The sequence below is a fragment of the Burkholderia sp. Bp8986 genome (assembly GCF_003854225.1).
Lineage (GTDB): Bacteria > Pseudomonadota > Gammaproteobacteria > Burkholderiales > Burkholderiaceae > Burkholderia.
The window spans coordinates 1-26,036 of the sequence record NZ_QTQM01000062.1 but is presented as its reverse complement, the minus strand read 5'-3'; the positions used below and the strand labels follow the sequence as shown (position 1 = coordinate 26,036).

Below are 26,036 nucleotides of genomic sequence, written 5' to 3'. Positions count from 1 at the left end.
GCCGCGATCTTCGCGAGCGAGCCGCCGAATTTGCCGACCGCGGTCCGCGCGGCCGATACGATCACTACGTCCGTCATTTCCGTTTCCTCCGGGCCCGCACGACACGGCGCATCGCTACCGGCCCTGTTAAAAAAACTGCGGTGCATCGGACAGCGTGCGCCGCTGTCCGGTTTTCGTCAATCGCGCTGCAACACGTAGCGACCCGGCGCCGGCTCGATCACCGGGAACTGCTCGCTCCCGGGCTTGGCGGGCGGCGCGACCTTGCGGCCGCCGTACTGGTCGAGCCACTCGACCCAGGTCGTCCACCAGCTGCCGGGCTGCTCGGTCGCACCGGCAAACCAGTCGTCCGCCGATGCGGGCAGGTCGCTGTCGTTGACCCAGTAGCTGCGCTTCTTCTTCGCCGGCGGATTGATCACGCCCGCGATGTGACCCGACGCGCCGAGCACGAACTTCAGCGGGCCCGTCAGGATCGACGTCGATGCGTAGGCCGTCTGCCACGGCACGATGTGATCCTCGCGCGACCCGTAGATGAAGGTCGGCACGTCGATGCGCGACAGGTCGACGGATTCGCCGCACACCGTCAGCGCACCCGGCACGCGGAGCCTGTTCTCGAGATAGGTATTGCGCAGGTACCACGCGTACATCGGCCCCGGCAGGCTCGTCGAGTCGCTGTTCCAGTACAGCAGGTCGAACGCGGCGGGCGTGCGGCCCTTCAGGTAGTTGTCGACGACGTAGTTCCACACGAGGTCGTTCGGCCGCAGGAACGAGAACGTGTTCGCGAACTCGACGCCGCGCATCAGTCCCGGCGCGGCGCCGTTCTTGCCGCCGATGGTCTGCTCGCGCATCTGCACGTGCGCCTCGTCGACGAACACGTCGAGGATGCCGGTGTCGGTGAAGTCGAGCATCGCGGTCAGCAGCGTCATCGACGCGGCCGGATGTTCGCCGCGCGCGGCGAGCACCGACAGCGCGGTCGCGAGCATCGTGCCGCCGACGCAGAAGCCGAGCGTGTTGATCTGCTCGCGGCCGCTGACCTGCTGCACGGCGTCGATCGCCGCGAGCAGCCCTTCGTTCATGTAGTCGTCCCACGTCTTGTGCGCGACCGACGCATCGGCGTTGCGCCACGACACGAGGAACACCTGATGGCCGCTCGACAGCGCATGCGCGACGAGCGAATTCTCGGGCTGCAGGTCGAGGATGTAGAACTTGTTGATGCACGGCGGCACGATCAGGAGCGGCCGTTCGAACACCTTGTCCGTCTTCGGCGCGTACTGGATCAGCTGGATCAGGTCGTTCTCGTAGACGACCGCGCCTTCGGTACACCCGAGGTTCTTGCCGACCACGAACTGCGATTCGTCGGTCTGCGAAATTTTGCCGCGCTGCAGGTCGCCGAGCAGGTTCATCATCCCCTGCCGCAGGCTTTCGCCCTGCGTCTCGAGGATCGATTTCTGTGCGTCGGGATTGAGCGCGAGGAAGTTGCTCGGCGCCGCGGCGGCCGTCCATTGCTGAACGGAGAAACGGATGCGTTCGCGCGTCTTCGGGTCGGTCTCGAGCGCGTCGGCCAGCTCCTGCAGGTAGCGCGCGTTGAGCAGGTACCACGCGGCCGCGAATGCATGCGCGGGCGACGCCTTCCAGGCATCCCCGCTGAAGCGGCGGTCCTTCAGTTCAGGCGACTCGAGCTTCGCGGCGGCGGCCTGCTGCATCAGCGTCATGCAGTCGCGCGCATAGTCGGCCTGCAACTTCTGGAGCCGTTCGGGCGGGATCGCGGCTACCGGCAGCTTCAGCCCCGCGAACGGCGAGGCCAGGCCGCCGAAGGCGCCCAGATCGGGCATCGACGGCATCTGGAACGGCACCGCTGTCGGGAACTGGAATGCGGCGAATGGATTCGCAGTGGTCGACGCCGTTGCGGCGCGCGCCGGATCGGCGAAACCGCGCCACGCGTTCAGCCATGCCTCGAACATCTGCTGCATCGGCTGGGCAGCCTGACCGAATCCGGTGCTGCCCGTGGAAGTGCCCGCCTGAGCGGACGTCGACGAATTTTTCGATGCTGTCATTACCTGCCTTACCGGTGATTCGTGAGCGTCAATCGTGAAATCCTGCTCGCGCGCGGCGTGCCGGTTGCGAGCCGGGCCGTCATGCTCTGGAGAGGCGTCTCCAGATTCTGCCGCAGTGCGGTATTTTTATCATTATCGTTTTCCCCATGTGAAGCGCTGCATCAAACCGCTGAACATTTCTGCTCGAAGATAATCCGCGCGCAACAGGCGGGACAAGGCTTCCGGCGAAACATAAAACATTTTGATTGACTTGACTTCGCGATTATTCATTCGGTTGTCCATGCAACGCCGCATTGCCGCGCCAATATCGAGATAAGCCGATTTCGCAACGCAACAAACCGCGCGCGCAGACGCACGCGGTCAGCCCTCAGTCGGCTTTCAATCGGCCAGCCAGATCGCCGCCGCCATGCGGCCGGTCACGCGGTCGCGCCGGTACGAATAGAAGCGCGCGGGTTCGTTGACCGTGCACGCGCGCCGGCCGCTCACGTGCGCCACGCCTGCGCGCGCGAGGCGCAGGCGCGCGAGCGCATGGAGATCGGCGAGGTACTTGCCGGGCGCACCGTCGATCGCGACGAACGCTTGCCGCGTCTCATCATGCTCCGACTGCGGAGCGGTGTCGAGAAACGCCTCGCGCACGTCGGCGCCGACTTCGAACGCCTGCGGGCCGATCGCGGGCCCGAGGTACGCATGCAGCGCATCCGTCGCGCCGCCGGCGAGCGCCGCGACGCGCGCCGCGGTCTGCTCGACGATGCCGGCCGCGAGCCCGCGCCAGCCTGCGTGCGCGGCGCCCACCGCCCGGCCCTGCGCATCGCACAGCAGCACCGGCAGGCAATCCGCGACCATCACGACGCAGACCGCCCCCGTGCGGTCGGTCACGCTCGCGTCGGCCTGCACGGGCGCCGAGCCAGCCGGCGCGGCCTCGATCACCTCGTCCGCACGCACGACCTGCGCGCCGTGAACCTGCTCGAGCCATGCCGCGCGCGCCTGCCCCGCCAGCGCGAGCAGGCGCGCGCGATTCGCCGCGACATGGGCCGGATCGTCACCGGTATGCAGGCCGAGATTCATCCCGCCCGGCAACGCGGCGCCGTCCTGCCGGCGCCCGTACGGGCCTTCGCTCACGCCGCCGTCGCGCGTCGTGATCAGCGCACGCACGCGCGGCGCCACCTGCCAGTCGGGCTGCACGCAGTCCTGCCACGTCAACGGCGCCAGGTTCGTCATCGGCACTCACTCCTCCTCATCGTCGTAATCGTCGTCGTGATCCTCGTCGTGATCCCGATAATCGCCGGCGAAATCGTCATCGTCGTAGACACCGTCTTCATCGTCGAATTCCTCGTCGCCCTGCCCGAAGCCCAGCGCCGCGACGAGCGCGTTCATGTCGTCCGGCAACGGACAGCGCCACTGCATCGTCTTGCCCGTGACCGGATGCACGAGGCCGAGCCGCCATGCGTGCAGCGCCTGCCGCGCGAACCCGTCCGGCAGCGGCGCGACCGAGCGCTTGCCGCGCGCGCGCCCGTACACCGGATCGCCGAGCAGCGGATGCCCGACATGCGAGCAGTGCACGCGGATCTGGTGCGTCCGGCCGGTTTCGAGGTCGCACTGGATCGCGGACACCGGCTGACGTTGCCACATGCATGTGTCAACCGTGCGGAAATGCGTGCGCGCGGGCTTGCCCGACGCGCCGGTGACGACGGCCATGCGCGTGCGCTCGCGCGGATCGCGGCCGATCGGCGCGTCGATCGTGCCGTCCTCGGGCATCGTGCCCCACACGAGCGCGAAATAGCGGCGCTTCACCGTGCGCGCCTGCAGCTGGCGCACGAGGTCGGTCTGCGCGGCGAGTGTGCGCGCAACCACCATCAGGCCGGACGTCTCCTTGTCGAGCCGGTGCACGATGCCCGCGCGCGGCAGGCCGGCCGCCGCGTCGCCGTAGCGGTGCAGCAGGCCGTTGAGGATCGTGCCGCTCCAGTTGCCGGCGGCCGGGTGGACGACGAGGCCCGCCGGTTTGTTGATGACGACGAGCGCGTCGTCCTCGTAGATCACGTCGAGCGGCACCGGCTCCGGCGTGAACGCCAGCTGCTCCGGCAGCAGGTCGGGCACGAGCTCGATCCTGGCGCCGAGCGGCACCGGCTGGCGGATCTTCGCCGGCGCGCCGTCGACCAGCACGCGTTGCGCCTCGATCCAGCTCTGCAGGCGGCTGCGGGAGAATTCGGGGAACAGTTGGGCGAGCGCCTTGTCGAGGCGTTCACCCGCCAGCGACAGCGGCACTTCGACGACGCGCGGCGCCTCGTCGGCCGCCGCGGACGGCACCACAGGCGGCTGCATCGCGCCTGCAGCCAGATCGTCATCGGGGGAATCCCCCGAGGCAGCGTCGGCGGGCCGATCGCTTGGGCTATAATCTTCGCGATTTGACTTGCCCCGCGGGGCATTCTGCGAACTTGAACGGGTCATTTAGACTGGGTCACCGAGACTTGAAGCTAGGACATGCGAGCATGATGAATTCGACCAAACGTACGGCCAAAACCGTCGCCGCCCGAGCTGCGGTGGTAGCGGCCGCGGCCCTCATCGCCGGCTGCCACGGCTTGCCGCAGAAGCAGGACGAGACGGCTACCTGGTCGAACAACAAATTATACTCAGAGGCCCAGGACGCACTGTCCGGTGGCGACTGGGGCAAGTGCGCGAAATATTTCGAATCGCTGCAAGGCCGCGATCCGTTCGGCCATTTCGCGCAACAGGCGCAGATCAACGTCGCGTACTGCAACTGGAAGGACAACGAAGCGGCAGCCGCCGACCAGGCCGTCGACCGCTTCATCCAGCTGCACCCGGATCACCCGGATATCCCGTACGCGTACTACCTGAAGGGGATGATCCACTTCAACGACGATCTCGGCCTGTTCGGCCGCTTCTCCGGCCAGGACATGAGCGAGCGCGATCCGCAGGCACTGCGCGAATCGTACGACGCGTTCAAGGTCGTCGTCGACCGCTACCCGAAGAGCAAGTACGCGCCGGACGCCGCCGCCCGGATGCGCTACATCGTCAACGCGCTCGCGTCGCACGAAGTGCACGCGGCCGACTACTACTATCGGCGCGGCGCCTATGTCGCGGCGATCAACCGCGCGCAGCTCGCGATCAAGGACTACAAGGGCGCGCCGGCGATCGAGGACGCGCTGCACATCATGATCCTGTCGTACGGCAAGCTGAACCAGCCGGAGCTCGCGGAAGACACGAAGCGCGTGCTCGCGGGGACTTTCCCGGACAGCCCGTACATCACCGGCCACTCGCGCCCCGGCACGAAGAAGTCGTGGTGGCAGTTCTGAGCGACGCCCGTGCATCAACAAAAAACCCGGCCATCGAGCCGGGTTTTTTGTTGATGCCGCCCGTAGCAGGCGGCGGGGCGGTCATGCGCGCTTTTCCGCGCGATGCTCGTCGAAAAAGTCCTGCACGACCGCGATCTCGCGGGTGCGCTTGAACGGCGGCAGGCTCTGCCAGATCCGGCGGCCGTAAGGCTTGTCGACGAGCCGCGTGTCGCAGATCATCAGCACGCCGCGATCGGTCTCCGCGCGAATCAGGCGGCCCGCACCCTGCTTCAGCGTGATCACGGCCTGCGGCAGCTGGTGAACCGCGAACGGGCTCAAGCCCTTCTTGGTCAGCGCGTCGAGCCGCGCGGCCAGCACCGGATCGTCGGGCGGCGCGAACGGCAGCTTGTCGATCACGACGAGCGACAGCGCGTCGCCGCGCACGTCCACGCCTTCCCAGAAGCTCTGGCTGCCGACGAGGATCGCATTGCCGTACGAACGGAAGCGATCGAGCAGCTCGGTGCGGCTGGCGTCGCCCTGCACCAGCAGCGGCATGTTCCAGCCACGCGACTCGATCACGTCGCGCAGCTTCGACGCGATCCGGTCGACCGCACGCAGCGTCGTGCACAGCATGAAGACGCCACCGCCCGACGCCTCGATCGCCGGCAGCGCGGCGTCGAATACGGCGTCGGTAAACGCCGGCGACGACGGCTGCGGCAGGTTGCGCGGCACGTACAGCAGGCCCTGCGTCTGATAGTCGAACGGGCTCGCGAGCGTCATCGAGCGCCGCGAGCTGAGCCCCATCTGGGCCGCGTAGTGCGTGAAGTCGCCGCGCACCGACAACGTCGCCGACGTAAAGACCCACGCGCGCGGCACGCCGGCGCGCTGCTTCGCGAAAATCGGCGCGACCGACAGCGGCGTTTCGTGCAGCTGGACGGTATGTGCGAACACCTCGACCCAGCGCACCTTCTCGTTCGGGTCGTCGGCGCCCGCCTTGTCGCCTGCTGCGGCGGCGTCGGCCTTCGCGGCCGCTTCCGCCGCACCGGGCGCGACCCAACCCGCGAGCAGGTCCTGCAGCTCGCGGGCGCGCCGCAGGCACGCGCCGAGCGATTCCGCCCGCTCGGCCTGGCTCGCGAGCGCCGAGGCAAGCGCATCGAGCGCCACTTCGAGCGCATCGAGCGCGCCGAACATCGGATGATCGTCGCCCAGTTGCGCGAGCGACATGCGCACGATCTGGTCGTTCGCGAACGCGAGGCGCAGGTCGCGCGCCGCACGTTCGAGATCGCCGCCGAGCTTCACCCACTCGACCGCATCGCGCGCATGGCTCAGGCCTTCGGCGACCGTGTCGCGCGCGAGTTCGAGGATTTGCGTGGTCGACAGCGTCTCGCCGAAAAACAGCGTGGCCGTTTCCGGCAGCTGGTGCGCTTCGTCGAAGATCACCGTGTTCGCGTTCGGCAGCAGTTCGGCCATCCCGGTGTCGCGCAGCATGATGTCCGCGAAGAACAGGTGATGGTTGACGACGACGACGTCGGCCTGCTGCGCCTCGCGCCGCGCCTGCATCACGAAGCATTCCTTGTAATGCGGGCACTCCTGGCCGAGGCAGTTGTCGCGCGTCGACGTGACCATCGACCACACGGGCGCCGTCTCCGGCACGCTTGCGAGCTCGGCCTTGTCGCCGCTCTTCGTGATCTTCGCGAACCGGACGATTTCCTGCAGGTACGCGGTGTCCTGCCGCGACGGCAGGCGGCCGTTGTCGGCCGTGCGCTGCAGGTAGTAATGGCACAGATAGTTCGAGCGGCCCTTGAGCATCGCGACCGTCACCGGCACCGCGAGCGCGTTGCGCACCGTCGGGATGTCGCGCTGGAACAGCTGGTCCTGCAGGTGCTTCGTGCCGGTCGACACGATCACCTTGCCGCCCCACAGCATCGCGGGCACCAGGTATGCATAGGTCTTGCCGGTACCGGTGCCGGCCTCGACGATCAGCGTGTTGTCGCCGGCGTCGGTGTCGGCGGCTGCGCCGTCCGCGGCGGACTCGGCCGCCTGGTCGCCTTCGCCGAGGCGGCGCGCCGGCCGCTTGCGGGTCTCGAAGATTTCCGGCTCGGGCATCCGGCGCGCGGAGGCCTCCATCGCGGACGCGACCGCGCGCGCCATTTCGATCTGCGACTGGCGCGGGTGATAGCCGTCCAGCGCGCGCGCGAGCAGTCCGCCTTCGCCGAAAATCGTGTCGAGTTCGTCGACGCGCTTGCGGCTCAGCTCGAAGGTGCCTTCGGGCGCACGAACGCGCCCGGCGGACGACGCGTCACGCCGGGCATCGGGGTTGGCTTCAAGCGGTGAATTCAAGGCAAGCGTTCCTGTGTCCAGCGCCCGGGCGGCGCCGGCGCTTGCCAGGCCGCGCTCAGGCGCGCTTATCCGGTTCCAGCTGCGATTGCAGCAAAATGATTTTGTCCTTGGCCGCCAGCTTTTCCTTCTTCAGCCGGTGCAGCGTGATGTCGTCGATGTCGGAGTGTCCTTCCTTCAGCTCGATCTCCCGAGCGAGCTGCTGGTGCTGCTCCTGCAATGCTGCCAAACGGTTGTGCAATTCCTGCTGCTGTTCCGTGGGACGGTTTTGCATATGCGCCTCCTCATCGAAGCAGCGCGCCGACTGGCGTGCCGGCACGCACGAGACTGACTCCGGATCAATCCAACACGTTACTGCCCCTGCTGTTGCTGCTGCTTGGCCTTGTCGGCCGCTTCCTGCTGACGCCGTTCGACATCGGCCTTGTGCTGGGCGGCTTCCTTCTGCTTCTGCTCGTAGCGCGCGGCGTTGTCCGCCCGCTCCTGCGCCTTCTGCGCGCCCTGCTGGCGCGCCTGGTCGAGCTTGTGCTGGAAATCCGCCTGCTTCTGGTCGTATGCCTGCTTGTTCGCGGCGCGCTGCGGCCCTTCCGCGCCACGCTGCGCCCGCTTCAGTGCATTCTGCTCCTGCTTGTCGCGGAACGCAGCCGCGTTCGCCGCATCGTTCGCCGCGCGCTGCGGCGCTTCCGCCGCATTCTGCGCCTGCTTCAACGCCTGCTGCTGGTCGCGCTGCTGCGCCCGCACCGCGCGCTGCTCGTCGTCGAGCGCGAGCTGCTCCTGACGGATGCTCGCCCGCTCCTCGCGCATCCGGTCGCGCGCCACGCCGAGACAGTGATTGACGAAGAACTTGCTGTAGCAATCGTGCTCCGCCACGGCATAACGATAATCGTTTTCCGCGGAACGTTGATTGAGCACTTTTTGACGGGCGTCGAAATCCTGCGTGGCGGAGGCAGCAACGGGCGCGGCGACAGCGGCGTCCGGCGCGGTTGCGCCCGATGCCTGTGCGTACGCGACGGTGGACCCGGCGGACAAAGCCGCGGCAAGCGCTGCGCCGAGCGCGACGAGAGAAATGCGGGAAGTTGGCAACGTCGTAGGAAAGCTGCGGGACATGTGTCAAATTCTATCACCCCCGGCTGGACGCTCCGCCATTTATGGCAAAATGCCCCGCTTCACTCACCCGCGGCATCTGGTCCGGCGGGCCCGTCTCGCAGCCCGCCGCGCGGTCTGCCGGCCCGCGCCGCGATTTCAGCAGGCAGATCATCCACGACATGACGGAAACCGTAGCACTCAAGATCGTACAGCGCATCGCCACCGAACTGTCCGTCCAGCCGCGCCAAGTCGCGGCGGCAGTGCAACTCCTCGACGAAGGCTCGACCGTTCCGTTCATTGCCCGGTACCGCAAGGAAGTGACCGGCAACCTGGACGACACGCAGCTGCGCCAGCTCGAGGAACGCCTCCTGTATCTGCGCGAACTCGAGGATCGCCGCGCGGCGATCCTGTCGAGCATCGACGAACAGGGCAAGCTGACCGACGAACTGCGCGCCGCGATCGACGCGGCCGACAGCAAGCAGGTGCTCGAAGACCTTTATCTGCCGTACAAGCCGAAGCGCCGCACGCGCGCGCAGATCGCCCGCGAAGCCGGCCTCGAGCCGCTCGCGCAGGCACTGCTCGCGAATCCGCTGCTCGACCCGCAGACGGAAGCCGCCGCCTACGTCGATGCCGACAAGGGCGTCGCCGACGTGAAGGCCGCGCTCGACGGCGCGCGCGACATCCTGTCGGAACAATTCGGCGAAACGGCCGAACTGCTCGGCAAGCTGCGCGACTACCTGCACAGCCAGGGCGTCGTGTCGTCGGCGGTCGTCGAAGGCAAGGAAAACGAGGAAGGCGAGAAGTTCCGCGACTACTACGACTACGCGGAAACGATCCGGACCGTGCCGTCGCACCGCGCGCTCGCGCTGTTCCGCGGCCGCAACGCCGGCGTGCTGACCGTCAAGCTCGGCCTCGGCGAGGAACTCGACGCGCAGGTCCCGCATCCCGGCGAAGCGATGATCGCGCGCCATTTCGGGATCGCGAACCAGGGCCGCCCGGCCGACAAGTGGCTGTCCGACGTTTGCCGCTGGTGCTGGCGCGTGAAGGTGCAGCCGCACATCGAGAACGAACTGCTCACGCAACTGCGCGAAACGGCGGAAGCCGAAGCGATCCGCGTGTTCGCCCGCAACCTGAAGGACCTGCTGCTGGCCGCGCCGGCCGGCCCGAAGGCCGTGATCGGTCTCGACCCCGGCCTGCGCACGGGCGTGAAGGTCGCCGTGGTCGATCGCACCGGCAAGCTGCTCGCGACCGATACGATCTACCCGCACGAGCCGCGCCGCGACTGGGACGGCTCGCTCGCGAAGCTCGCGCGCATCGCCGCGCAGACGCAGGCCGAGCTGATCAGCATCGGCAACGGCACCGCATCGCGCGAAACCGACAAGCTCGCGAGCGAGCTGATCTCGAAGCATCCCGAACTGCGGCTGCAGAAGATCGTCGTGTCGGAGGCCGGCGCGTCGGTCTACTCCGCGTCCGAGCTGGCCGCGAAGGAATTCCCGGAACTCGACGTGTCGCTGCGCGGCGCCGTGTCGATCGCCCGCCGCCTGCAGGACCCGCTCGCCGAGCTCGTGAAGATCGAGCCGAAAGCGATCGGCGTCGGCCAGTACCAGCACGACGTGAACCAGCGCGAACTCGCCCGCTCGCTCGACGCGGTGGTCGAGGATTGCGTGAACGCGGTCGGCGTCGACGCGAACACCGCGTCGGTCGCGTTGCTCGCGCGCGTCTCGGGCCTGAACGCCACGCTCGCCCGCAACATCGTCGACTATCGCGACGCGAACGGGCCGTTCCCGTCGCGCGACCACCTGCGCAAGGTGCCGCGCCTCGGCGACAAGACCTTCGAACAGGCAGCCGGCTTCCTGCGCATCAACGGCGGCGAGAATCCGCTCGATCGCTCGTCGGTCCACCCGGAGGCCTACCCGGTCGTCGAGCGCATCCTCGCGAAGATCAGCAAGCGGATCGACGACGTGCTCGGCAGCCGCGACGCGCTGGCCGGCCTGTCGCCGGCCGAATTTGTTGACGAACGTTTCGGCCTGCCGACCGTGCGCGACATCCTGTCCGAACTCGAAAAACCGGGTCGTGACCCGCGCCCCGAATTCAAGACGGCAACGTTCCGCGACGGCGTCGAGAAGGTCTCCGACCTGATGCCCGGCATGCTGCTCGAAGGGGTCGTGACGAACGTCGCGGCATTCGGCGCGTTCGTGGATGTCGGCGTGCATCAGGACGGCCTCGTCCATGTGTCCGCGATGTCGACGAAGTTCATCAAGGATCCGCACGAAGTCGTGAAGGCCGGCCAGGTCGTCAAGGTCAAGGTGCTCGACGTCGACGTGAAGCGTCAGCGCATTGCGCTGACGATGCGCCTCGACGACGAAGCGGCCGCGCCCGGCATGGCGCCGCGCGGCGGCCAGGATCGCGGCAGTGCCGGCCGCGGCGGCAGCGCCCGTCCGCAGCGTTCGCGCGAACCGGAACCGGCCGGCGCGATGGCCGCGGCGTTCGCGAAGCTGAAGCGCTGAGCACGCGAAGGCTGTTGACGTAAAAAAACCCGCCGAAAGGCGGGTTTTTTATTGCTTCAGCGAGCGCGCAGCCAGATCGGCATGGGCCGCATGCGCGGCCACTGCGCGCACCGGTCAGATCTCGATCTTGGTCCCGAGCTCGACGACGCGGTTCGCCGGGATCGAGAAGAAGTCGGTCGGCTTCGCCGCGTTCTGGTGCATCCATGCGAACACGCGTTCGCGCCAGATCGACATGCCGGGCAGATGCGTCGGCACGACCGTTTCGCGCGCGAGGAAGAACGACGTGTCCATCAGTTCGAACGTCATGTCGTGCGTGCGGCCGAATTCCTCGAGCACGGCCTTCACGTCCGGCGTCTCGTTGAAGCCGTACTGGGCCTTGACGATGTACAGGCCGCCGCCCGCGTCGCGCGAGCTCAGGCGCTTGTCGTCGCGCACGTACGGAATGTCGCGTGTGACGAACGTCAGGAAGATGGTCCGCTCGTGCAGCACCTTGTTGTGCTTCAGGTTGTGCAGCAGGCTGACGGGCACGAGCTTGTCGTTGCCGGTCAGGTAGATCGCGGTACCCGACACGCGGTGCGGCGGATGCGCGAGCAGCCCCTGCAGGAACGGCTCGAGCGGGATCCCGTCGGCGGCCGTGCGCTCCTTGACGATATGGCGACCCTTGTACCAGGTCATCAGCAGGAAGAACAGCAGCGCGCCGATGCCGAGCGGCAGCCAGCCGCCCTGCGCGACCTTCAGCAGGTTCGCGCCGAAAAAGCCCAGGTCGACCGCGAGGAACACGGCGATGATCGCGCCGACGAGCAGCCGGTTCCAGTTCCACACCTTCACCATCACGACGGCAGCGAGCACGGTCGTGATCACCATCGTCGCCGTCACCGCGATGCCGTACGCGGCGGCGAGGTTGTCGGAACTCTTGAAGCCGATCACGATGCAGAGGATCACGAACAGCAGCAGCCAGTTCACGACCGGCACGTAGATCTGGCCGATCGCCAGCTCGGACGTATGCAGCACCTTCATGCGCGGCACGTAGCCGAGCTGGATCGCCTGCGACGTCAGCGAATACGCGCCGGAAATCACGGCCTGCGAAGCGATCACGGTCGCGACCGTCGACAGCACGACGAGCGGCAGCAGCGCCCACTCCGGTGCCAGCAGGAAGAACGGGTTCTCGATCGCCTTCGGATTCTCGATCAGCAGCGAGCCCTGGCCGAAGTAGTTCAGCACGAGCGACGGCATCACGAGCCCGTACGCGGCGAGGCGGATCGGCTTCGCGCCGAAATGGCCCATGTCCGCGTAGAGCGCTTCCGCACCGGTCAGCACCAGCACGACCGAACCCAGCACGACGTAGGCCTGCAGCAGGTGGTCCGCCATGAACGACGCCGCGTAATACGGGTTGATCGCCGCGATGATGCCCGGCACGCGCACGATGTGATATACGCCGAGTGCCGCGATCACGACGAACCACAGCACCATGATCGGCCCGAACAGCTTGCCGACCAGCGCGGTGCCGTGACGCTGGATCCAGAACAGCGCGATCAGGATCACGATCGTGATCGGCAGGACCAGGTGGGACAGGTGCGGCGTCGCGATCTCGAGGCCTTCGACCGCCGACATCACGGAGATCGCCGGCGTGATCACGGCGTCGCCGTAGAACATGCAGGCGCCGAAGATCCCGAGCGCCATCAGCGCGCCCGCGACGCGGGTTTTCGAGTCGAGCGGCCGCAGCGACAGCGCCATCAGCGCGAGCACGCCACCCTCGCCGTTGTTGTCGGCCCGCATCACGAACAGCAGATACTTGATGCCGACCACCAGGATGATCGCCCAGAACAGCAGCGAGATCACACCGAGAATCGAGCCTTCCGTGAGCGGAATGCCGTGTGCGGGGCTGAACGCCTCCTTCAGCGAATACAGCGGGCTCGTGCCGATGTCGCCGAACACGACGCCGATGGCCGCTATCGCAAGCGCCCGCATCGAGTGTTGGTGCGTCGAATGCGCATGGGCTGCGTCGGTCGCCTGGATCGTGTCGTTCATATGAAGCGTAATAATCGGGTCCGGTCGGACAAAACGAGCGCTATTCTACTCGCGCCCCCCTGAAAAACCGTCCTGCCTTGTTGCCCTTAAACCACGTGATCCACGCTGCGCATGCAATCCTGCGCAAGCTGTGGCAGGGCTGCCATCATAGCCGGGGCCGCGCCATCTGCCTACCACGCGCGCCGATCGCCGTGCCCGCCGGCACGGCGCGCCAATAAAAAACGGCGCCGCAAGCGGCGCCGCACAAGGCTTTCCTTCGATCGGCCGGCCGCTTACGCGCCCGAGCCGTCGCGCTGCGCGCGACCGCGCTTGATCCATGCCTCGAGGTTGTGCGGACGAACCGTGTCCCACTCTTCGAACGGCTGATGAATCCACGGATTCGTCGGCAGATACTGTGCGTGATAGTCCGGCTTGACCTTCGAGCAGCCCTTGTACCAGAGCACGGCCGAACGCACGGCCGTGACCGACGGATAGCGCTCCTTCAGGTGCTCCTGCACGCGCGCGAGCGTGACGCCCGAATCGACGAGATCGTCGACCAGCAGCACGTTGCCCGCGAGACTGCCGCGCGTCATCGTGATGTACTGCGCGATGTCGAGCTCGCCCTGCTCGGTGCCGGCCGCTTCGCGGTACGAACTCGTCGCGAGGATCGCGAGCGGGACGTCGTAGATGCGCGACAGCTGGTCGCCGACGCGCAGGCCGCCGCGCGCAAGGCACAGGATCTGGTCGAACTTCCAGCCCGATTCATGCACCTGCAGCGCGAGCAGCTCGATCAGACGATGGTATTCGTCCCAGCCTACCCACAGGTTCTTGTCGTCGTTGCGCGGATCGGTCATCAAGTCTGCCGCCGTCATCGTGATTTGCTGCGTCATGCTGAGAATTACACCTTGAACGGATGGCGAAGCAGGATCGTCTCGTCGCGATCCGGCCCCGTCGAAACCATGTCGACCGGCACGCCGGCCACTTCCTGGACACGGGTCAGGTAGGCCTGCGCATTCGCCGGCAGCGCGTCCCACGTCTTGATGCCGACGGTGCTTTCCTTCCAGCCGGCGAACGTTTCGTACACGGGCTCGCAACGCGCGACGTCGGCCGCACCGCGCGGCAGGATGTCCACGTCCTTGCCGTCGATCTTGTAGCCGACGCACAGCTTGACTTCATCGAGGCCGTCGAGCACGTCGAGCTTCGTCATGCACAGGCCCGACACGCCGTTGATCTGGATCGAGCGGCGCAGTGCCGCTGCGTCGAGCCAGCCGGTGCGGCGCGGACGGCCGGTGACCGAGCCGAATTCCTTGCCGACGTTCGCGAGCGTGACGCCGACCTGGTCCTGGCGCTGCGGGTTGTCCGCGTCGTACAGTTCGCTCGGGAACGGGCCCGAGCCGACGCGCGTGCAGTACGCCTTCGTGATGCCGAGGATGTAGTTCAGCTTCTGCGGACCGACGCCGGCGCCGGCCGATGCCGCACCCGCAACGCAGTTGCTCGACGTGACGAACGGATAGGTGCCGTGGTCGATGTCGAGCAGCGTGCCTTGCGCGCCTTCGAACAGCAGGTTCTGACCGGCGTTGTTCGCGTCGTACAGGCGGCGCGACACGTCGGCCACCATCGGCTTCAGGCGATCGGCATAGCCGAGCATCGTGTCGAGCGTGGCCTGGAAATCGACGGCCGCGCCACCCAGGTACTGGGTCAGCACGAAGTTGTGGAAATCGAGGTTTTCGCGCAGGCGGTCGGCGAAGGTCTTCGCGTCGAACAGGTCCTGCACGCGCAGCGCGCGGCGGCCGACCTTGTCTTCGTACGCCGGGCCGATGCCGCGGCCGGTCGTACCGATCTTGCCCGCACCCTTGCGCGCTTCGCGCGCCTGGTCGATCGCGATGTGGTACGGCAGGATCAGCGTCGTGGCTTCAGAGATGAACAGGCGATCGCGCACGTTCACGCCGGCCTCTTCCAGCTCGCCGATTTCCTTGAACAGTGCCTCGGGGGACAGGACGACGCCGTTGCCGATGTAGCAGGCGACGCCTTCACGCATGATGCCCGACGGAATCAGGCGCAAGATGGTTTTCTTGCCGCCGATGATGAGGGTGTGGCCGGCGTTGTGACCGCCCTGGAAACGCACGACGCCCTGAGCGTGGTCCGTCAGCCAGTCGACGATCTTGCCCTTGCCTTCATCACCCCATTGCGTTCCCACGACGACGACATTGCGCCCGGGAGTCACGTTCACTGCGCTGGCAGACATGTTGATTCGTTAGCTGGTTAAAAACGTATTCTACCTATGTTCGCGGGCGATTCCGAATTTTTCCGTTTCGCTTCAACGATATGCACGCCGAACGACGGCCCGCGAACGCCTGTTTAACGGGGTTCGACCACCCACGCGCCGTCACGCTCGACGAGCGAACGGTCGCAGGCGAACTCGTCGAGCACGTGGTCGTGTCCCGGCAAGGCCTGGATCACGACCTCGCCCGCGTCGCGCAGCGCCGCCACTGCCGCGCTCAGCGCGTCGTCCTGCGCCCAAGGCGCCAAAATCGCGGTGCCGCGCGCCTCGACCGGCGAAATCCGCGCAAGCTCGCGCAGGTCGAGCGAGAAGCCCGTCGCCGGGCGGGCGCGGCCGTAGGCCTGGCCCACGTGGTCGTACCGGCCGCCGCGCGCGATCGCGTTCGGCACGCCGTCGATGTACGCCGTAAACATCGCGCCGCTGTGGTACGCGTAGCCGCGCAGGTCGGCGAGATCGATCGCCACCTCGACGCCCTTCGCCTGCGCCGCAAGCTGCGCAAGATCGTCGAGCGCACGCGTGATCTCGGGCAGCACCGGCAGACGCACACGCGCCTCGTCGAGCACGCTCGCGTCGCCGTACAGATGCGGCAGCGCACGCAGCGCCGCGCGCGTGTCGGCGCCGAGATCGTCGGTGAGTTCGTTCAGCAGCGGCACGTCCTTGCCCGACAGCGCGTCGTACAGCGCCTCGCCGCGCTCGGCAGCCTGCGCATCGCGCGCGAGCAACGCCGCGAGCACGCCCGCGTGGCACAGGTCCAGGCGGATCCGCGACAACCCCGCGAGGTGTAGCGCGTCGAGCATCAGCTGCTGGATCTCGAGATCGGCTTCCAGCCCGGCGTGCCCGTAGATTTCGGCGCCGATCTGGATCTGTTCGCGCGTCGCGTGCAGCCCGCGAGGACGCGTATGCATCACGTGGCCGGCATAGCAGAGGCGCGTCACGCCCTGGCGGTTCAGCAGGTGCGCGTCGATGCGCGCGACTTGCGGCGTGATGTCCGCGCGCAGGCCGAGCGTGCGGCCCGACAGCTGGTCGACCAGCTTGAAGGTGCGCAGGCGCAGGTCGTTGCCGCCGCTCGTCAGCAGCGATTCGAGGTATTCGAGCAACGGCGGCATCACCATTTCGTAGCCGTACGAACGGAAGCGGTCGAGCAGCCTGCGGCGCAGCTCCTCGATCTTGCGCGCTTCCGACGGCAGCACGTCGGCGATATTCTCGGGAAGTAACCAGGTCGACATCGGTACGGTCCTACGACGGGAAACAGGGCGCGACATGCGCGCCGCGAAATGAATCGGAAATCGGCAATCGGGCGGAACGAACGGCGGGTGCGCCGTCCGGATCAGGTGGCGAGCAGCAGCAGGACGAGCCCGAGCGCCATCACGATGAGCCCGCCGATCCGGATATGATGCGGCGGCCGCTCCGCTATTCTACGAAACGTGTCGCGCCAGGCGACGGGAAACACGAAGGGGAACGCCCCCTCGATGATCAGCATCAGTGCTACCGCGAGCAACAACGAGCCAGCCAGGTCCATGCGAGCGACGGCGCCGCTCGACGCGGCGCCCCAAGGTCAGTGTTTGCGGGGAGCGGGTGCCGCCGGTGCGGCACCGCCCGTCGGGCTGCGCATGAAACGGAAAAACTCGCTGTCGGGGTCGACGACGATGATGTCGTTGCGCTTGAAGGTATTCCGGTAAGCCTGCAGGCTCGCGTAGAACTGGTAGAACTGCGGATCGCGGCCGAACGCATCGGCGGCGATCGACGCAGCCTTCGCGTCGCCCTCGCCCTTGATCGTCTGCGCGGACTTGTACGCATTCGCGAGCACCGCCTGCTGTTCGCGTTCCGCGTCGGCCTTGATCTGCTCGACATCGGCGGCGCCATCCGCGCGCACCTGTGCGGCCTGGTCGCGCAGCGCGGCAATCATCCGCTGATAGACGGCATCCGTCTGCGCAGCCGGCAAGTCGACACGCGTCAACTGCACGTCGACCACGTCGACGCCGAAGCCCGATGCCGTCGCCCGCACCGCGTCGCGCGCCGCATTGGCGATCTCGCGCTGCCCGCCGAGCGCGTCGTCGAGCGCGCGCTTGCCGAACGCGTCGCCGAGTGCGCTCTTCAGCGCGCCGGCCAGGCGGTCGGCGGCCGCCGCCGGGTCACCGCCCGTCGCCGCGAAATACTTCATCGGATCGCTGATCCGATACTTGACCGCATACGCGACGAGCAGGTCGTGCTTGTCTTCGGTCGCCAGTTGCAGCGGATCCGACGACTCGAGGGATTGCAGGCGCGTGTCGATCAGCGTCGCCGTCTGCAGCGGCGGCGGCAGCTTGAAATGGATGCCGGGGCCCGCGAGTTCGGGTTGCGCGCCGTCGCGGCCCGACAGCACGGCCGCATGGCGCGGATCGACGGTGAGGACGGTCGACGACGCCGCGAAAGCGGCGATCACGATTGCGACGACGAGCGCAATGATTCGGTTCATGTTCTGCGCTCCCCGTTACTTCGTATCGTCTTCACGCGAGCGGCTGCGGAACGCTTCGCGCGACCGCAGCACGTCGCTGCCCGGTGCGGGCGCCGCCGCGGCCGAAGCCGCGCTCGCGGGTGCGCTCGCCGCGGCGGCGGCCGGCGCCGACGTCGCGTCGGGCGCGGATGCGCCGGCGGGCGTCGCGGCATTCGTCGCATTCGCGGCGTTTTGTCGCCCCTGCTCGACGAGCTTGTCGAGCGGAAGGTACACGACGCTGTTGCCGCCCTTGTTGCCGACGAACACCTTCGTCGCGTTCGAATAGATTTCCTGCATCGTCTCGAGATACATCCGCTCGCGGATCACCGTGGGCGCCTTCGAATACTGTGCATAGACCTGCTTGAACCGGTCGGCGTCGCCTTCGGCCTGCGTGACCACGCGATCGGCATACGCCTTCGCTTCATCGGCAAGTTTCGCGGCGTCGCCCTGCGCCTTCGGCAGCAGATCGTTCGCGTAGGTCTGCGCGGCACGCTTCGCGGCTTCGCGATCATCGCGCGCCTTCGCGACTTCGGCGTACGCAGCCTGCGTCTGCTCGGGCGCCGCGACGCTCTGCATCGTGACGGCCGTCACCTCGAGCCCCGACTGATAGCGATCGAGATCGCGCTGGATCGCGGCGGACAGCTGCGCGCGCAGCGCGTCGCGGTCCTGGTTCAGCATGTCGGCCGCGCTGCGCGTGCCGACGATCGCGCGCACCGCGGCCTGGGCGGCCTGCGACACGCTGCGCTCGGGATCGACGCTGCGGAACAGGTAATCGGTTGCCGAACGGATCCGGTACTGGACGACGAAACGCACGTCGACGATGTCGGCATCGCGCGTCAGCATCGCCGCTTCCTTCACGTTCGCGAGACGCACGACGTTGTTGCGGCCGATCTCGATCGAACGGACCTGCGACGTGTCGACGATCTCATGCGACGCGAACGGATACGGCGCGCGCCAGTGCACGCCCTGTCCGACCGTGCCGGACAGCTTGCCGAACTGCAGCACGACGCCCGTCTGGCCTTCCTGCACGACGAACAGCCCGCTGCCCGCGTAGACCGCGACCAGCACGCCGATCACGATGCCGACGCCGACACGCGCGGCCCGGCCGTTGTCGGGCCGGAAGCCGTTGCCGCCCTTGCCGCCGAACAGGCCGCTCAGACGCCGGTTGAAGTTGCGCCACATCTCGTCGAGATCGGGCGGACCGTCACCGTCGCCACCGGGCGGACGCTTCGATTCGTTCACACGCGGACGGGATCCGTCGTTGCCCTTGCCTTCGCCGCGTCCCCAGCGGGGATCGTTGATCGACAGCAAGGCGCGCATCCGCCGCCAGGTACTCCGCTCGTTGTATTCGTTCACCAGAGTTTGTTCACCAGATTAGACGCCGGCGAACCGGCCGGGACCGGTTAGCGCCCGTGTTCGGAAATCGTGTGGTCTTCGTGTGGTTCAGCGGGTGCGCCGTCGAGCGCGACGTTGGGTAACGTCGCGCCGGTAAGGTGTTCCGCGGAGGCGATCTCGGCGATGGCGGCACGCAACGCGTCAAGACCCTGACCGGTGCGTGCGCTCAAAAAGACGCGCGAAATATTACCATACTCGTCCCGCTCGACCGCGTCGCCGCGGGCCGCCAGCTCAGGCACCGCATCGATCTTGTTGAACACCAGCACCTGCCGGATCGTGTCCGCGCCGATCTCGTGCAGCACGCCGTTCACCTGCTCGATCTGTTCGAGCCGCACCGCGCTCGATGCGTCGACCACGTGCAGCAGCAGATCCGCATGAATCGTTTCCTCGAGGGTCGCGCGGAACGCTGCAACCAGCTGGTGAGGCAGTTCGCGAATGAATCCGACCGTATCGGACACGACGATCTGACCGGCCTCGTCGCCGAGGTACACGCGTCGCGACGTCGTATCGAGCGTGGCGAACAGCTGGTCGGCCGCATAAGCCTGCGCTTTCGTCAGCGCATTGAACAGCGTCGACTTGCCCGCGTTCGTATAGCCGACGAGCGACACCGACATCGTGCCGCTGCGTGCGCGCTGGCGACGCTGCGTGCTGTGCTGCCGGCGCAGCCGGTCGAGCCGCGACTTCAGCATCTTGATGCGCTCGCCGATCAGCCGGCGGTCGGTTTCGAGCTGGGTTTCGCCGGGGCCGCGCAGGCCGATACCGCCCTTTTGCCGCTCCAGGTGGGTCCACGCGCGAATCAGCCGGGTCGACAGGTATTGCAACTGCGCGAGCTCGACCTGCAGCTTGCCTTCGTGACTGCGGGCGCGCTGCGCGAAGATGTCGAGGATGAGGCTCGTGCGATCGACCACCCGCCTGTTAAGCGCCTGCTCCAGATTGCGTTGCTGGGCCGGTGCCAGTGCGTGGTTGAAGATGACGATTTCGACGTTGTGCGCGTCGCAGGCAAGCCGCAATTCTTCGGCTTTGCCGCTGCCGATGAACATCTTGGCATCGGGGCTGGCGCGACGACCTGTGAGGGTGACGGCGGGACGGGCCCCCGCACTGGAGGCGAGAAGACTGAGTTCTTCGAGACTGGCTTCGAAATCGGTCTTGCCGAAGTCGATGCCGACGAGCGCTGCGTTGATCAAATTATCGGGTGTCAAGATAAGGCGGCTGGCATCGGTCGCTCGCGGCGACCGGATGCCGGCCGCTGCGATGGGTTAGGACGAGGCTTCCGCGTCCGGGTGGAAATTCACCGGGCGCGCCGGCACGACCGTCGAGATGGCGTGCTTGTAGACCATCTGGGTCACCGTATTACGGAGCAACACGACGTACTGGTCGAACGATTCAATGTTCCCTTGCAGCTTGATGCCGTTGACGAGATAGATCGAAACGGGAACGTGCTCTTTGCGCAGTGCGTTCAAAAACGGGTCTTGTAACAATTGCCCTTTGTTGCTCATGGCGTACTCCATCTTTTTTTGCAGGTTGATCTGGATTGGCGACGAAGAAAAAGAGATCCGGCGCCAATCGCTACACTATAGCTGATTTTGCCTGCCCCGCCCGGGCGTAGGCCATGCGGCCTATCCCTTGCAGGACCTGCTTCAGCCCTTGTCCGCGTACGGGTTGTTCGACGAACGGAACTCTATGCGCAATGGAGTCCCGGTCAGTGAGAAAGTTTCGCGGAATCGGTTTTCGAGGTAACGCTTGTAGGTTTCCGTCACCGCGTCGAGCGCGTTGCCGTGGATGACGATCAGCGGCGGATTCTGGCCGCCCTGGTGCGCGTAGCGCAGCTTCGGACGCACCGGGCCGCGACGACGCGGCTGCTGGAACTCGACGGCCTCGATCAGCGCGCGCGTGAGCTTCGGCGTCGGCAGCTTCGCCATCGCCGCCGCGTACGCGTCGTCGACCGAACGCATCAGCGCGCCGATGCCGGTCTTCTTCGCGGCCGAAATGTAGTGCGACTTCGCGAAGTCGAGGAATTTCAGCTTGCGGGTCAAATCCGCTTTCGCGCGATCGCGCGCGTGGTCGTCGAGACCGTCCCACTTGTTGACGCCGATCACGAGCGCGCGGCCCTGCTCGACGACGAAGCCGGCGATGTGCGCGTCCTGGTCGGAAATGTCCTGCTGCGCATCCAGCAGAAGAATGACGACGTTCGCGTCGGAGATCGACTGCAGCGTCTTCACGACCGAGAACTTCTCGATCGCCTCGAACACCTTGCCGCGGCGTCGCAGGCCCGCGGTATCGATCAGCGTGTATTTCTTGCCGTTACGCTCGAAGTCGACGTAGATCGAATCGCGCGTCGTGCCCGGCATGTCGAACGCGATCACACGGTCCTCGCCGATCAGCGCGTTCACGAGCGTCGACTTGCCGACGTTCGGGCGGCCGACGATCGCGATCTTGATGCCGCGCGACGGGTCATCCTCGTCCGCTTCCTCGGGCTGGCCCGCGTACGCGACTTCCAGCGCCTCGTTGATCATGTCGGTCACGCCGTCGCCGTGCGCGGCCGAGATCGCGCGCGGATCGCCGAGGCCGAGCTCGTAGAAGTCGGTCGCGACCGCCGTGTACTTCATCCCCTCGGCCTTGTTGACGACCAGGAAGATCGGCCGGCCGGTCTTGCGCAGGTAGTCGGCGATCGACTTGTCCTGCGGCGCGAGCCCGTTACGACCGTCGACGATGAACACGACGACGTCGGCTTCCTCGACGGCCTGCCGCGTCTGGCGCGCCATCTCGTGCAGGATGCCGTCCTTCGCGACGGGCTCGAAGCCGCCGGTATCGACGACCAGGTACGGCCGTGCGCCGACGCGCCCTTCGCCGTAATGGCGATCGCGCGTCAGGCCCGGCAAGTCGGCGACCAGCGCATCGCGCGAGCGCGTGAGCCGGTTGAACAGCGTGGATTTCCCCACATTGGGGCGCCCAACGAGGGCAATGACCGGTTTCATCTGTGTTTTCTACGGTGATGCGCAGCAGCGGGAGGCCCGCTGCTGCGGGCGGCTGCGCTGAATGAAAATATCACGAATTCGCGCCGCGCCGGATGCGCGCGCCGGGCGCGCGGTGCGCGCCGTCGTCTTTCGTTGCGAACTGCCTTTCAAATACCGAGCGGCCGGGGACACCGGCCGCCTTCATGTCGCGCGACCGCAGCGCGGGGCAGGCCCGCCGCGCCGCGATTGCGCTTGTTGCGTGCGCGTCAGCGCGGACGGAATCCGTACAGGCCACCGTCCTTGGTCTGCACGACGAGCGTATTGCCCGCCAGGACCGGCGCCGCGGTAATCGCGCTGCCGTCCGTCTTCATCCGGGCGATGAAGCTGCCGTCCTCGCGCGACAGGAAGTGCACGAAGCCCTTGTAGTCGCCCATCACGACCGCATGGCCGAGCAGGTACGGCACGCCGACGTCGCGGCTCTTCAGCTTGTCGTTGCGCCAGAGCGGGTTGCCGCTCGCCGCGTCGTAGGCCGTGACGACCGACCAGTCGTCGCCGCCGGCGACGACCGAATCGTCCTGCGCGAGACCGCTGCGGCTCGAGAACGCCTTTTCCCACAGCGGACGGCCCGAGTTCGCGTCGAAGCAGCCGAGCTGGCCCTGGAACGTGACCGCGCACGCCTGGGCACCCACGAGCGTCGGCGGACCGCTGACGTCGTTGATGCGCTCGACTTCGGTCACGCCCTTCGGGAACGACACGGGCGTCTGCCAGAACGGCTCGCCCGTCTGCAGGTTGATCGCGACCAGACCGCCGCCGGGGAAGCCCGCCAGCACGGCCGCATCGCCCGCGAACGTCATGCCGGCCGACACGCGCAGGTTCAGCGGCACCGCGCGGTTGCGGTAGTTCCACTTCTGCTCGCCCGTCTGCCCGTTGAACGCGATCACCTGACCGTCGATCGTGCGCACGATCACGAGGCCGTTGCCGACCAGCGGCGGCGAGAAGATCTCGCCCTGCACGCTCGTCTTCCACAGCTGCTTGCCGTCCGGGCCGAGGACGAACACACCGCCCTTGAGCGCGCCGACGGCAGTCAGGTTGCCGTCGCTGCCGACCCCGGCCGACAGGTCCGAACCGACCTTCGAGCGCCACAGCGTCTGGCCCGTCTTCGCGTCGATCTTCTCGACCGAACCGTTCTCGCCCGCCGCGTAGACGGCGTCGCCCACGGCCACCGGCGAGAACAGGTAGCGCCCGCCCTTGCCGACGCTCGCCTTCCAGACCTGTTGCACGTCCAAGACGGGCTTGAACTCGGTGAGCGGCGTCGGCACGCGGCGCACGTCCTTCGACGACGAGCAGGCCGCCAATGCCAGGACAGCCGCCGCGCAGGCTACGGGCACAGCGTAACGTTTCAGCAAATTCATCGGTTAGCGAAGCAGAGTTAAGAGGTTGAGGGGGCCGCGATCAGCCGCCGAGCGCATCGAGCTTGAACTGCACGAGCTGGCGCGCGGACTGGTCGTCCTGCGACAGGCCGGCGAGCGCGAGCTTGTACGCGGCGCGCGCATCGTCGGTCTTGCCTTGCGCCGCGAGCAGATCGCCGCGGCGATCGGCCACGAGGCCCTTGAATGCATCCACCGGCGTGCCGGACAGCAGCGCGAGGCCCGCGTCGTACGCCTTCTCGTCGAGCAGCAGCGACGCGAGACGCAGCTTCGCGATCTGCTTGTACTCGTCATCCTTGGCGTGATCGGCGGCCCATTGCAGCTGCGCCTTCGCGCCGGCGGCATCGCCGGCCGCGTACAACGTCTTCGCCGCCGTGAGCGCGGTCATCTGCGCATACGGCGTGCTGCCGAACTTGTCTTCCATGTCGGCGGCCGCACGGGCCATCGTCGCCTTGTCGTTCGCGGCAGCGGCCTTCTGCACCTGCTCGTACAACCCGGAAGCCTCGGCGGCCTGACGGCGCTGCCAGTAATTCCAGCCGTTGAAACCGGCCGCGACGACCAGCGCCGCGAGCACGATCCACGTCGTGAGGTTACCCCAGCGGGCCCACCACGCCTTCAGACTTTCAATCGATTCTTGTTCGTCGTGATAACTCATCGGCGAGCGATTCCTTCCATTTCAGGCTTTTCTTGTCGAGCGAATGCCAGCGCGATCAGTCGTCGCCGTCTTCGGCGGATGCAACCATCGCATTGATTAGGAATTCGGTCAAGCTTTCGACCGGTACGGTCTGCTGAACGTTCTTTTCCCCGTCCTCGCCCGCGCCGCGCAGCGCTTTCACGCCCACCGTGCCGTTCGCGACCTCTTCTTCGCCGAAGATCACCGCGAACGCGGCACCGCTCGCATCGGCCCGCTTCATCTGCGACTTGAAGCTTGCCGGGCCGCCGTCGGCGCTGCAGTGGAAAATCACGTCGAGGCCCGTATCGCGCAGACGCTCGGCCGCGATGAACGCCTGTTCGCGCGCCGTCTCGCCCTGGTGCACCACGTACACGTCGACACCTTCCTGCTCGGGCGCGAGATCCTCTTCCTTCAGCAGTTCGAGAATGCGCTCGATGCCCATCGCCCAGCCGCACGCGGCGGTCGGCTTGCCGCCGAGCTGCTCGATCAGCGGATCGTAGCGGCCGCCGGCCGCGACCGTGCCCTGCGCGCCGAGCTTGTCGGTCACCCACTCGAACACGGTCAGGTTGTAGTAGTCGAGGCCGCGAACGAGACGCGGGTTGATCTTGAACGGGATGTTGTTCGCGAGCAGCAGGCGCTGCAGCCCTTCGAAGTGGGCACGCGACTCGTCGCCGAGGAAGTCGATCAGCTTCGGCGCGTTCTGCGCGATTTCCTGCAGCGCCGGGTTCTTCGTGTCGAGCACGCGCAGCGGGTTCGTATACAGGCGACGCTTCGCGTCCTCATCCAGCACGTCGGCGAACTGCTCGAGATACTTGATCAGTTCGACGCGGTGCGCGGCACGCTCTTCGGCGAGGCCGAGCGAGTTGATCTCGAGCTTGATGCCGGTCAGGCCGAGGTCGTCCCACAGGCGCTGGCACATCATGATGATCTCGGCATCCGCATCCGGGCCCGCGAAGCCGAGCGCCTCGACGCCCACCTGGTGGAACTGGCGGTAGCGACCGCGCTGCGGACGCTCGTGACGGAACATCGGGCCGATGTACCACAGGCGCTTCGGGCCGTCGTACAGCATGTTGTGCTCGATCGACGCGCGCACGACCGCCGCGGTGTTCTCCGGGCGCATCGTCAGGTTCTCGCCGTTCAGCGCATCGGTGAAGCTGTACATCTCCTTCTCGACGATGTCCGTGACTTCGCCGATGCCGCGCGTGAAGAGCTGCGTGTGTTCGACGATCGGCGTGCGGATGTTCTGGTAGCCGTACGCGCGCAGCAGCGATTTCACGGTAGCTTCGAAGAACTCCCAGAGGCCGGCATCCTGCGGGAGGATGTCGTTCATGCCCTTGACGCCGGTGAGCTTCTCGATCTTGCGTTTCTGTTCAGTCATCGTTCGTGTGTGTGGACGAATTTAGTTCAGGGCCTCGGTACGGCCGTAATTGCGTGCGACGTAGTCGCTGACGATCTGCTGGAATTCCTCGGCGATCCGCTCGCCGCGCAGCGTCTTGACCTTCTCGCCGTCGATGAAGACGGGCGCGGCCGGGTTCTCGCCCGAACCCGGCAGGCTGAT

23 protein-coding genes and 1 pseudogene are annotated in these 26,036 nt (G+C 66.8%); 3 read left to right on the top strand and 21 right to left on the bottom strand.

Annotation, left to right across the window (positions count from 1 at the left end):
• On the top strand, positions 1–198 hold a 198-nt coding region (locus DID99_RS37635; protein ID WP_221621952.1), incomplete at its 5' end, for a hypothetical protein.
• Here the strand turns inward: DID99_RS37635 and phaC are convergent.
• The 4 genes from phaC to DID99_RS33700 all read right to left on the bottom strand — a co-directional run bounded on the left by phaC (position 177) and on the right by DID99_RS33700 (position 4,496).
• On the bottom strand, positions 177–2,051 hold the full coding sequence (gene phaC / locus DID99_RS33710) for a class I poly(R)-hydroxyalkanoic acid synthase (RefSeq protein WP_124668439.1): 1,875 nt from the start codon (positions 2,049–2,051) through the stop codon (positions 177–179). The genes DID99_RS37635 and phaC overlap by 22 nt on opposite strands.
• Before the next feature lie 132 nt (positions 2,052–2,183).
• Positions 2,184–2,321 carry a hypothetical protein gene (locus DID99_RS37490; protein WP_185500397.1) on the bottom strand — a complete coding sequence of 46 codons (138 nt, stop codon included), beginning with the start codon at positions 2,319–2,321 and terminating at the stop codon, positions 2,184–2,186.
• A 108-nt stretch (positions 2,322–2,429) separates the two neighbouring features.
• Complete coding sequence (gene pgeF / locus DID99_RS33705) at positions 2,430–3,269, bottom strand: peptidoglycan editing factor PgeF (protein WP_124520229.1); 840 nt, start codon at positions 3,267–3,269, stop codon at positions 2,430–2,432.
• Between the two features lie 6 nt (positions 3,270–3,275).
• The gene (locus tag DID99_RS33700) at positions 3,276–4,496 is read right to left on the bottom strand and encodes an RluA family pseudouridine synthase (RefSeq protein ID WP_124486310.1); all 1,221 of its coding nucleotides are present in this window, start codon (positions 4,494–4,496) and stop codon (positions 3,276–3,278) included.
• 41 nt (positions 4,497–4,537) lie between these two features.
• On the opposite strand from DID99_RS33700, the gene DID99_RS33695 reads away from it, so the two are divergent.
• Positions 4,538–5,362, top strand: a complete 825-nt coding sequence (locus tag DID99_RS33695) for an outer membrane protein assembly factor BamD (protein ID WP_044848889.1) — start codon at positions 4,538–4,540, stop codon at positions 5,360–5,362.
• A gap of 81 nt (positions 5,363–5,443) precedes the next feature.
• Here DID99_RS33695 and DID99_RS33690 read toward each other — a convergent pair whose 3' ends face one another.
• The 3 genes from DID99_RS33690 to DID99_RS33680 all read right to left on the bottom strand — a co-directional run bounded on the left by DID99_RS33690 (position 5,444) and on the right by DID99_RS33680 (position 8,782).
• Positions 5,444–7,681 (bottom strand): ATP-dependent DNA helicase, encoded by a 2,238-nt coding sequence (locus DID99_RS33690; protein ID WP_044848888.1) that lies wholly within the window; start codon positions 7,679–7,681, stop codon positions 5,444–5,446.
• A 55-nt stretch (positions 7,682–7,736) separates the two neighbouring features.
• Positions 7,737–7,952, bottom strand: a complete 216-nt coding sequence (locus tag DID99_RS33685) for a YdcH family protein (protein ID WP_006755091.1) — start codon at positions 7,950–7,952, stop codon at positions 7,737–7,739.
• A gap of 77 nt (positions 7,953–8,029) precedes the next feature.
• Complete coding sequence (locus DID99_RS33680; RefSeq protein ID WP_044848887.1) at positions 8,030–8,782, bottom strand: hypothetical protein; 753 nt, start codon at positions 8,780–8,782, stop codon at positions 8,030–8,032.
• Positions 8,783–8,940: 158 nt separating this feature from the next.
• On the opposite strand from DID99_RS33680, the gene DID99_RS33675 reads away from it, so the two are divergent.
• Positions 8,941–11,268, top strand: a complete 2,328-nt coding sequence (locus DID99_RS33675; protein WP_124668438.1) for a Tex family protein — start codon at positions 8,941–8,943, stop codon at positions 11,266–11,268.
• A gap of 114 nt (positions 11,269–11,382) precedes the next feature.
• Here the strand turns inward: DID99_RS33675 and DID99_RS33670 are convergent, their stop codons facing one another.
• The 14 genes and pseudogenes from DID99_RS33670 to ispG all read right to left on the bottom strand — a co-directional run.
• The gene (locus tag DID99_RS33670) at positions 11,383–13,296 is read right to left on the bottom strand and encodes a potassium transporter Kup (protein WP_124668437.1); all 1,914 of its coding nucleotides are present in this window, start codon (positions 13,294–13,296) and stop codon (positions 11,383–11,385) included.
• Positions 13,297–13,568: 272 nt separating this feature from the next.
• Positions 13,569–14,165 carry a phosphoribosyltransferase gene (locus tag DID99_RS33660; protein WP_044848884.1) on the bottom strand — a complete coding sequence of 199 codons (597 nt, stop codon included), beginning with the start codon at positions 14,163–14,165 and terminating at the stop codon, positions 13,569–13,571.
• 8 nt (positions 14,166–14,173) lie between these two features.
• On the bottom strand, positions 14,174–15,520 hold the full coding sequence (locus DID99_RS33655; RefSeq protein ID WP_044848883.1) for an adenylosuccinate synthase: 1,347 nt from the start codon (positions 15,518–15,520) through the stop codon (positions 14,174–14,176).
• Between the two features lie 113 nt (positions 15,521–15,633).
• Complete coding sequence (locus DID99_RS33650; protein WP_124486305.1) at positions 15,634–16,782, bottom strand: ATP phosphoribosyltransferase regulatory subunit; 1,149 nt, start codon at positions 16,780–16,782, stop codon at positions 15,634–15,636.
• A gap of 101 nt (positions 16,783–16,883) precedes the next feature.
• Positions 16,884–17,075: a DUF2065 domain-containing protein gene (locus tag DID99_RS33645; RefSeq protein ID WP_009687995.1), complete on the bottom strand. Its 192-nt coding sequence runs from the start codon at positions 17,073–17,075 to the stop codon at positions 16,884–16,886.
• A 36-nt stretch (positions 17,076–17,111) separates the two neighbouring features.
• Positions 17,112–18,011 carry a protease modulator HflC gene (gene hflC / locus DID99_RS33640; protein WP_044848881.1) on the bottom strand — a complete coding sequence of 300 codons (900 nt, stop codon included), beginning with the start codon at positions 18,009–18,011 and terminating at the stop codon, positions 17,112–17,114.
• Positions 18,012–18,026: 15 nt separating this feature from the next.
• The gene (hflK, locus tag DID99_RS33635; protein ID WP_124570102.1) at positions 18,027–19,385 is read right to left on the bottom strand and encodes an FtsH protease activity modulator HflK; all 1,359 of its coding nucleotides are present in this window, start codon (positions 19,383–19,385) and stop codon (positions 18,027–18,029) included.
• A 47-nt stretch (positions 19,386–19,432) separates the two neighbouring features.
• Entirely contained in the window at positions 19,433–20,608 is a 1,176-nt protein-coding gene (gene hflX / locus DID99_RS33630; RefSeq protein ID WP_185500398.1) for a GTPase HflX, read from the bottom strand.
• A gap of 72 nt (positions 20,609–20,680) precedes the next feature.
• A complete protein-coding gene (gene hfq / locus DID99_RS33625; protein WP_006399927.1) occupies positions 20,681–20,920 on the bottom strand; it encodes an RNA chaperone Hfq in 240 nt (79 codons plus the stop codon).
• A gap of 141 nt (positions 20,921–21,061) precedes the next feature.
• Entirely contained in the window at positions 21,062–22,399 is a 1,338-nt protein-coding gene (der, locus tag DID99_RS33620) for a ribosome biogenesis GTPase Der (RefSeq protein ID WP_044848985.1), read from the bottom strand.
• A gap of 245 nt (positions 22,400–22,644) precedes the next feature.
• Positions 22,645–23,790, bottom strand: a complete 1,146-nt coding sequence (bamB, locus tag DID99_RS33610; protein ID WP_124486302.1) for an outer membrane protein assembly factor BamB — start codon at positions 23,788–23,790, stop codon at positions 22,645–22,647.
• Positions 23,791–23,830: 40 nt separating this feature from the next.
• Positions 23,831–24,460 (bottom strand): tetratricopeptide repeat protein, encoded by a 630-nt coding sequence (locus DID99_RS33605; protein ID WP_044848983.1) that lies wholly within the window; start codon positions 24,458–24,460, stop codon positions 23,831–23,833.
• Positions 24,461–24,515: 55 nt separating this feature from the next.
• Entirely contained in the window at positions 24,516–25,856 is a 1,341-nt protein-coding gene (gene hisS, locus DID99_RS33600; protein WP_044848982.1) for a histidine--tRNA ligase, read from the bottom strand.
• A gap of 21 nt (positions 25,857–25,877) precedes the next feature.
• A pseudogene (gene ispG / locus DID99_RS33595) lies at positions 25,878–26,036 on the bottom strand (4-hydroxy-3-methylbut-2-en-1-yl diphosphate synthase); the annotation flags it as partial.

What these genes read in the sequence shown, in the direction of transcription:
- DID99_RS33685 (WP_006755091.1), bottom strand. Translation starts at nt 7,952, where the DNA reads ATGCAAAACCGTCCCACGGAACAGCAGCAGGAATTGCACAACCGTTTG.
- hfq (WP_006399927.1), bottom strand. Translation starts at nt 20,920, where the DNA reads ATGAGCAACAAAGGGCAATTGTTACAAGACCCGTTTTTGAACGCACTG.
- DID99_RS37490 (WP_185500397.1), bottom strand. Translation starts at nt 2,321, where the DNA reads ATGAATAATCGCGAAGTCAAGTCAATCAAAATGTTTTATGTTTCGCCG.
- hflC (WP_044848881.1), bottom strand. Translation starts at nt 18,011, where the DNA reads ATGAACCGAATCATTGCGCTCGTCGTCGCAATCGTGATCGCCGCTTTC.
- DID99_RS33655 (WP_044848883.1), bottom strand. Translation starts at nt 15,520, where the DNA reads ATGTCTGCCAGCGCAGTGAACGTGACTCCCGGGCGCAATGTCGTCGTC.
- DID99_RS33645 (WP_009687995.1), bottom strand. Translation starts at nt 17,075, where the DNA reads ATGGACCTGGCTGGCTCGTTGTTGCTCGCGGTAGCACTGATGCTGATC.
- DID99_RS33695 (WP_044848889.1), top strand. Translation starts at nt 4,538, where the DNA reads ATGATGAATTCGACCAAACGTACGGCCAAAACCGTCGCCGCCCGAGCT.
- DID99_RS33700 (WP_124486310.1), bottom strand. Translation starts at nt 4,496, where the DNA reads ATGACCCGTTCAAGTTCGCAGAATGCCCCGCGGGGCAAGTCAAATCGC.
- der (WP_044848985.1), bottom strand. Translation starts at nt 22,399, where the DNA reads ATGAAACCGGTCATTGCCCTCGTTGGGCGCCCCAATGTGGGGAAATCC.
- DID99_RS33680 (WP_044848887.1), bottom strand. Translation starts at nt 8,782, where the DNA reads ATGTCCCGCAGCTTTCCTACGACGTTGCCAACTTCCCGCATTTCTCTC.
- phaC (WP_124668439.1), bottom strand. Translation starts at nt 2,051, where the DNA reads ATGACAGCATCGAAAAATTCGTCGACGTCCGCTCAGGCGGGCACTTCC.
- DID99_RS33660 (WP_044848884.1), bottom strand. Translation starts at nt 14,165, where the DNA reads ATGACGCAGCAAATCACGATGACGGCGGCAGACTTGATGACCGATCCG.
- DID99_RS33650 (WP_124486305.1), bottom strand. Translation starts at nt 16,782, where the DNA reads ATGTCGACCTGGTTACTTCCCGAGAATATCGCCGACGTGCTGCCGTCG.
- DID99_RS33670 (WP_124668437.1), bottom strand. Translation starts at nt 13,296, where the DNA reads ATGAACGACACGATCCAGGCGACCGACGCAGCCCATGCGCATTCGACG.
- DID99_RS33675 (WP_124668438.1), top strand. Translation starts at nt 8,941, where the DNA reads ATGACGGAAACCGTAGCACTCAAGATCGTACAGCGCATCGCCACCGAA.
- pgeF (WP_124520229.1), bottom strand. Translation starts at nt 3,269, where the DNA reads ATGACGAACCTGGCGCCGTTGACGTGGCAGGACTGCGTGCAGCCCGAC.
- bamB (WP_124486302.1), bottom strand. Translation starts at nt 23,790, where the DNA reads ATGAATTTGCTGAAACGTTACGCTGTGCCCGTAGCCTGCGCGGCGGCT.
- hisS (WP_044848982.1), bottom strand. Translation starts at nt 25,856, where the DNA reads ATGACTGAACAGAAACGCAAGATCGAGAAGCTCACCGGCGTCAAGGGC.
- DID99_RS33605 (WP_044848983.1), bottom strand. Translation starts at nt 24,460, where the DNA reads ATGAGTTATCACGACGAACAAGAATCGATTGAAAGTCTGAAGGCGTGG.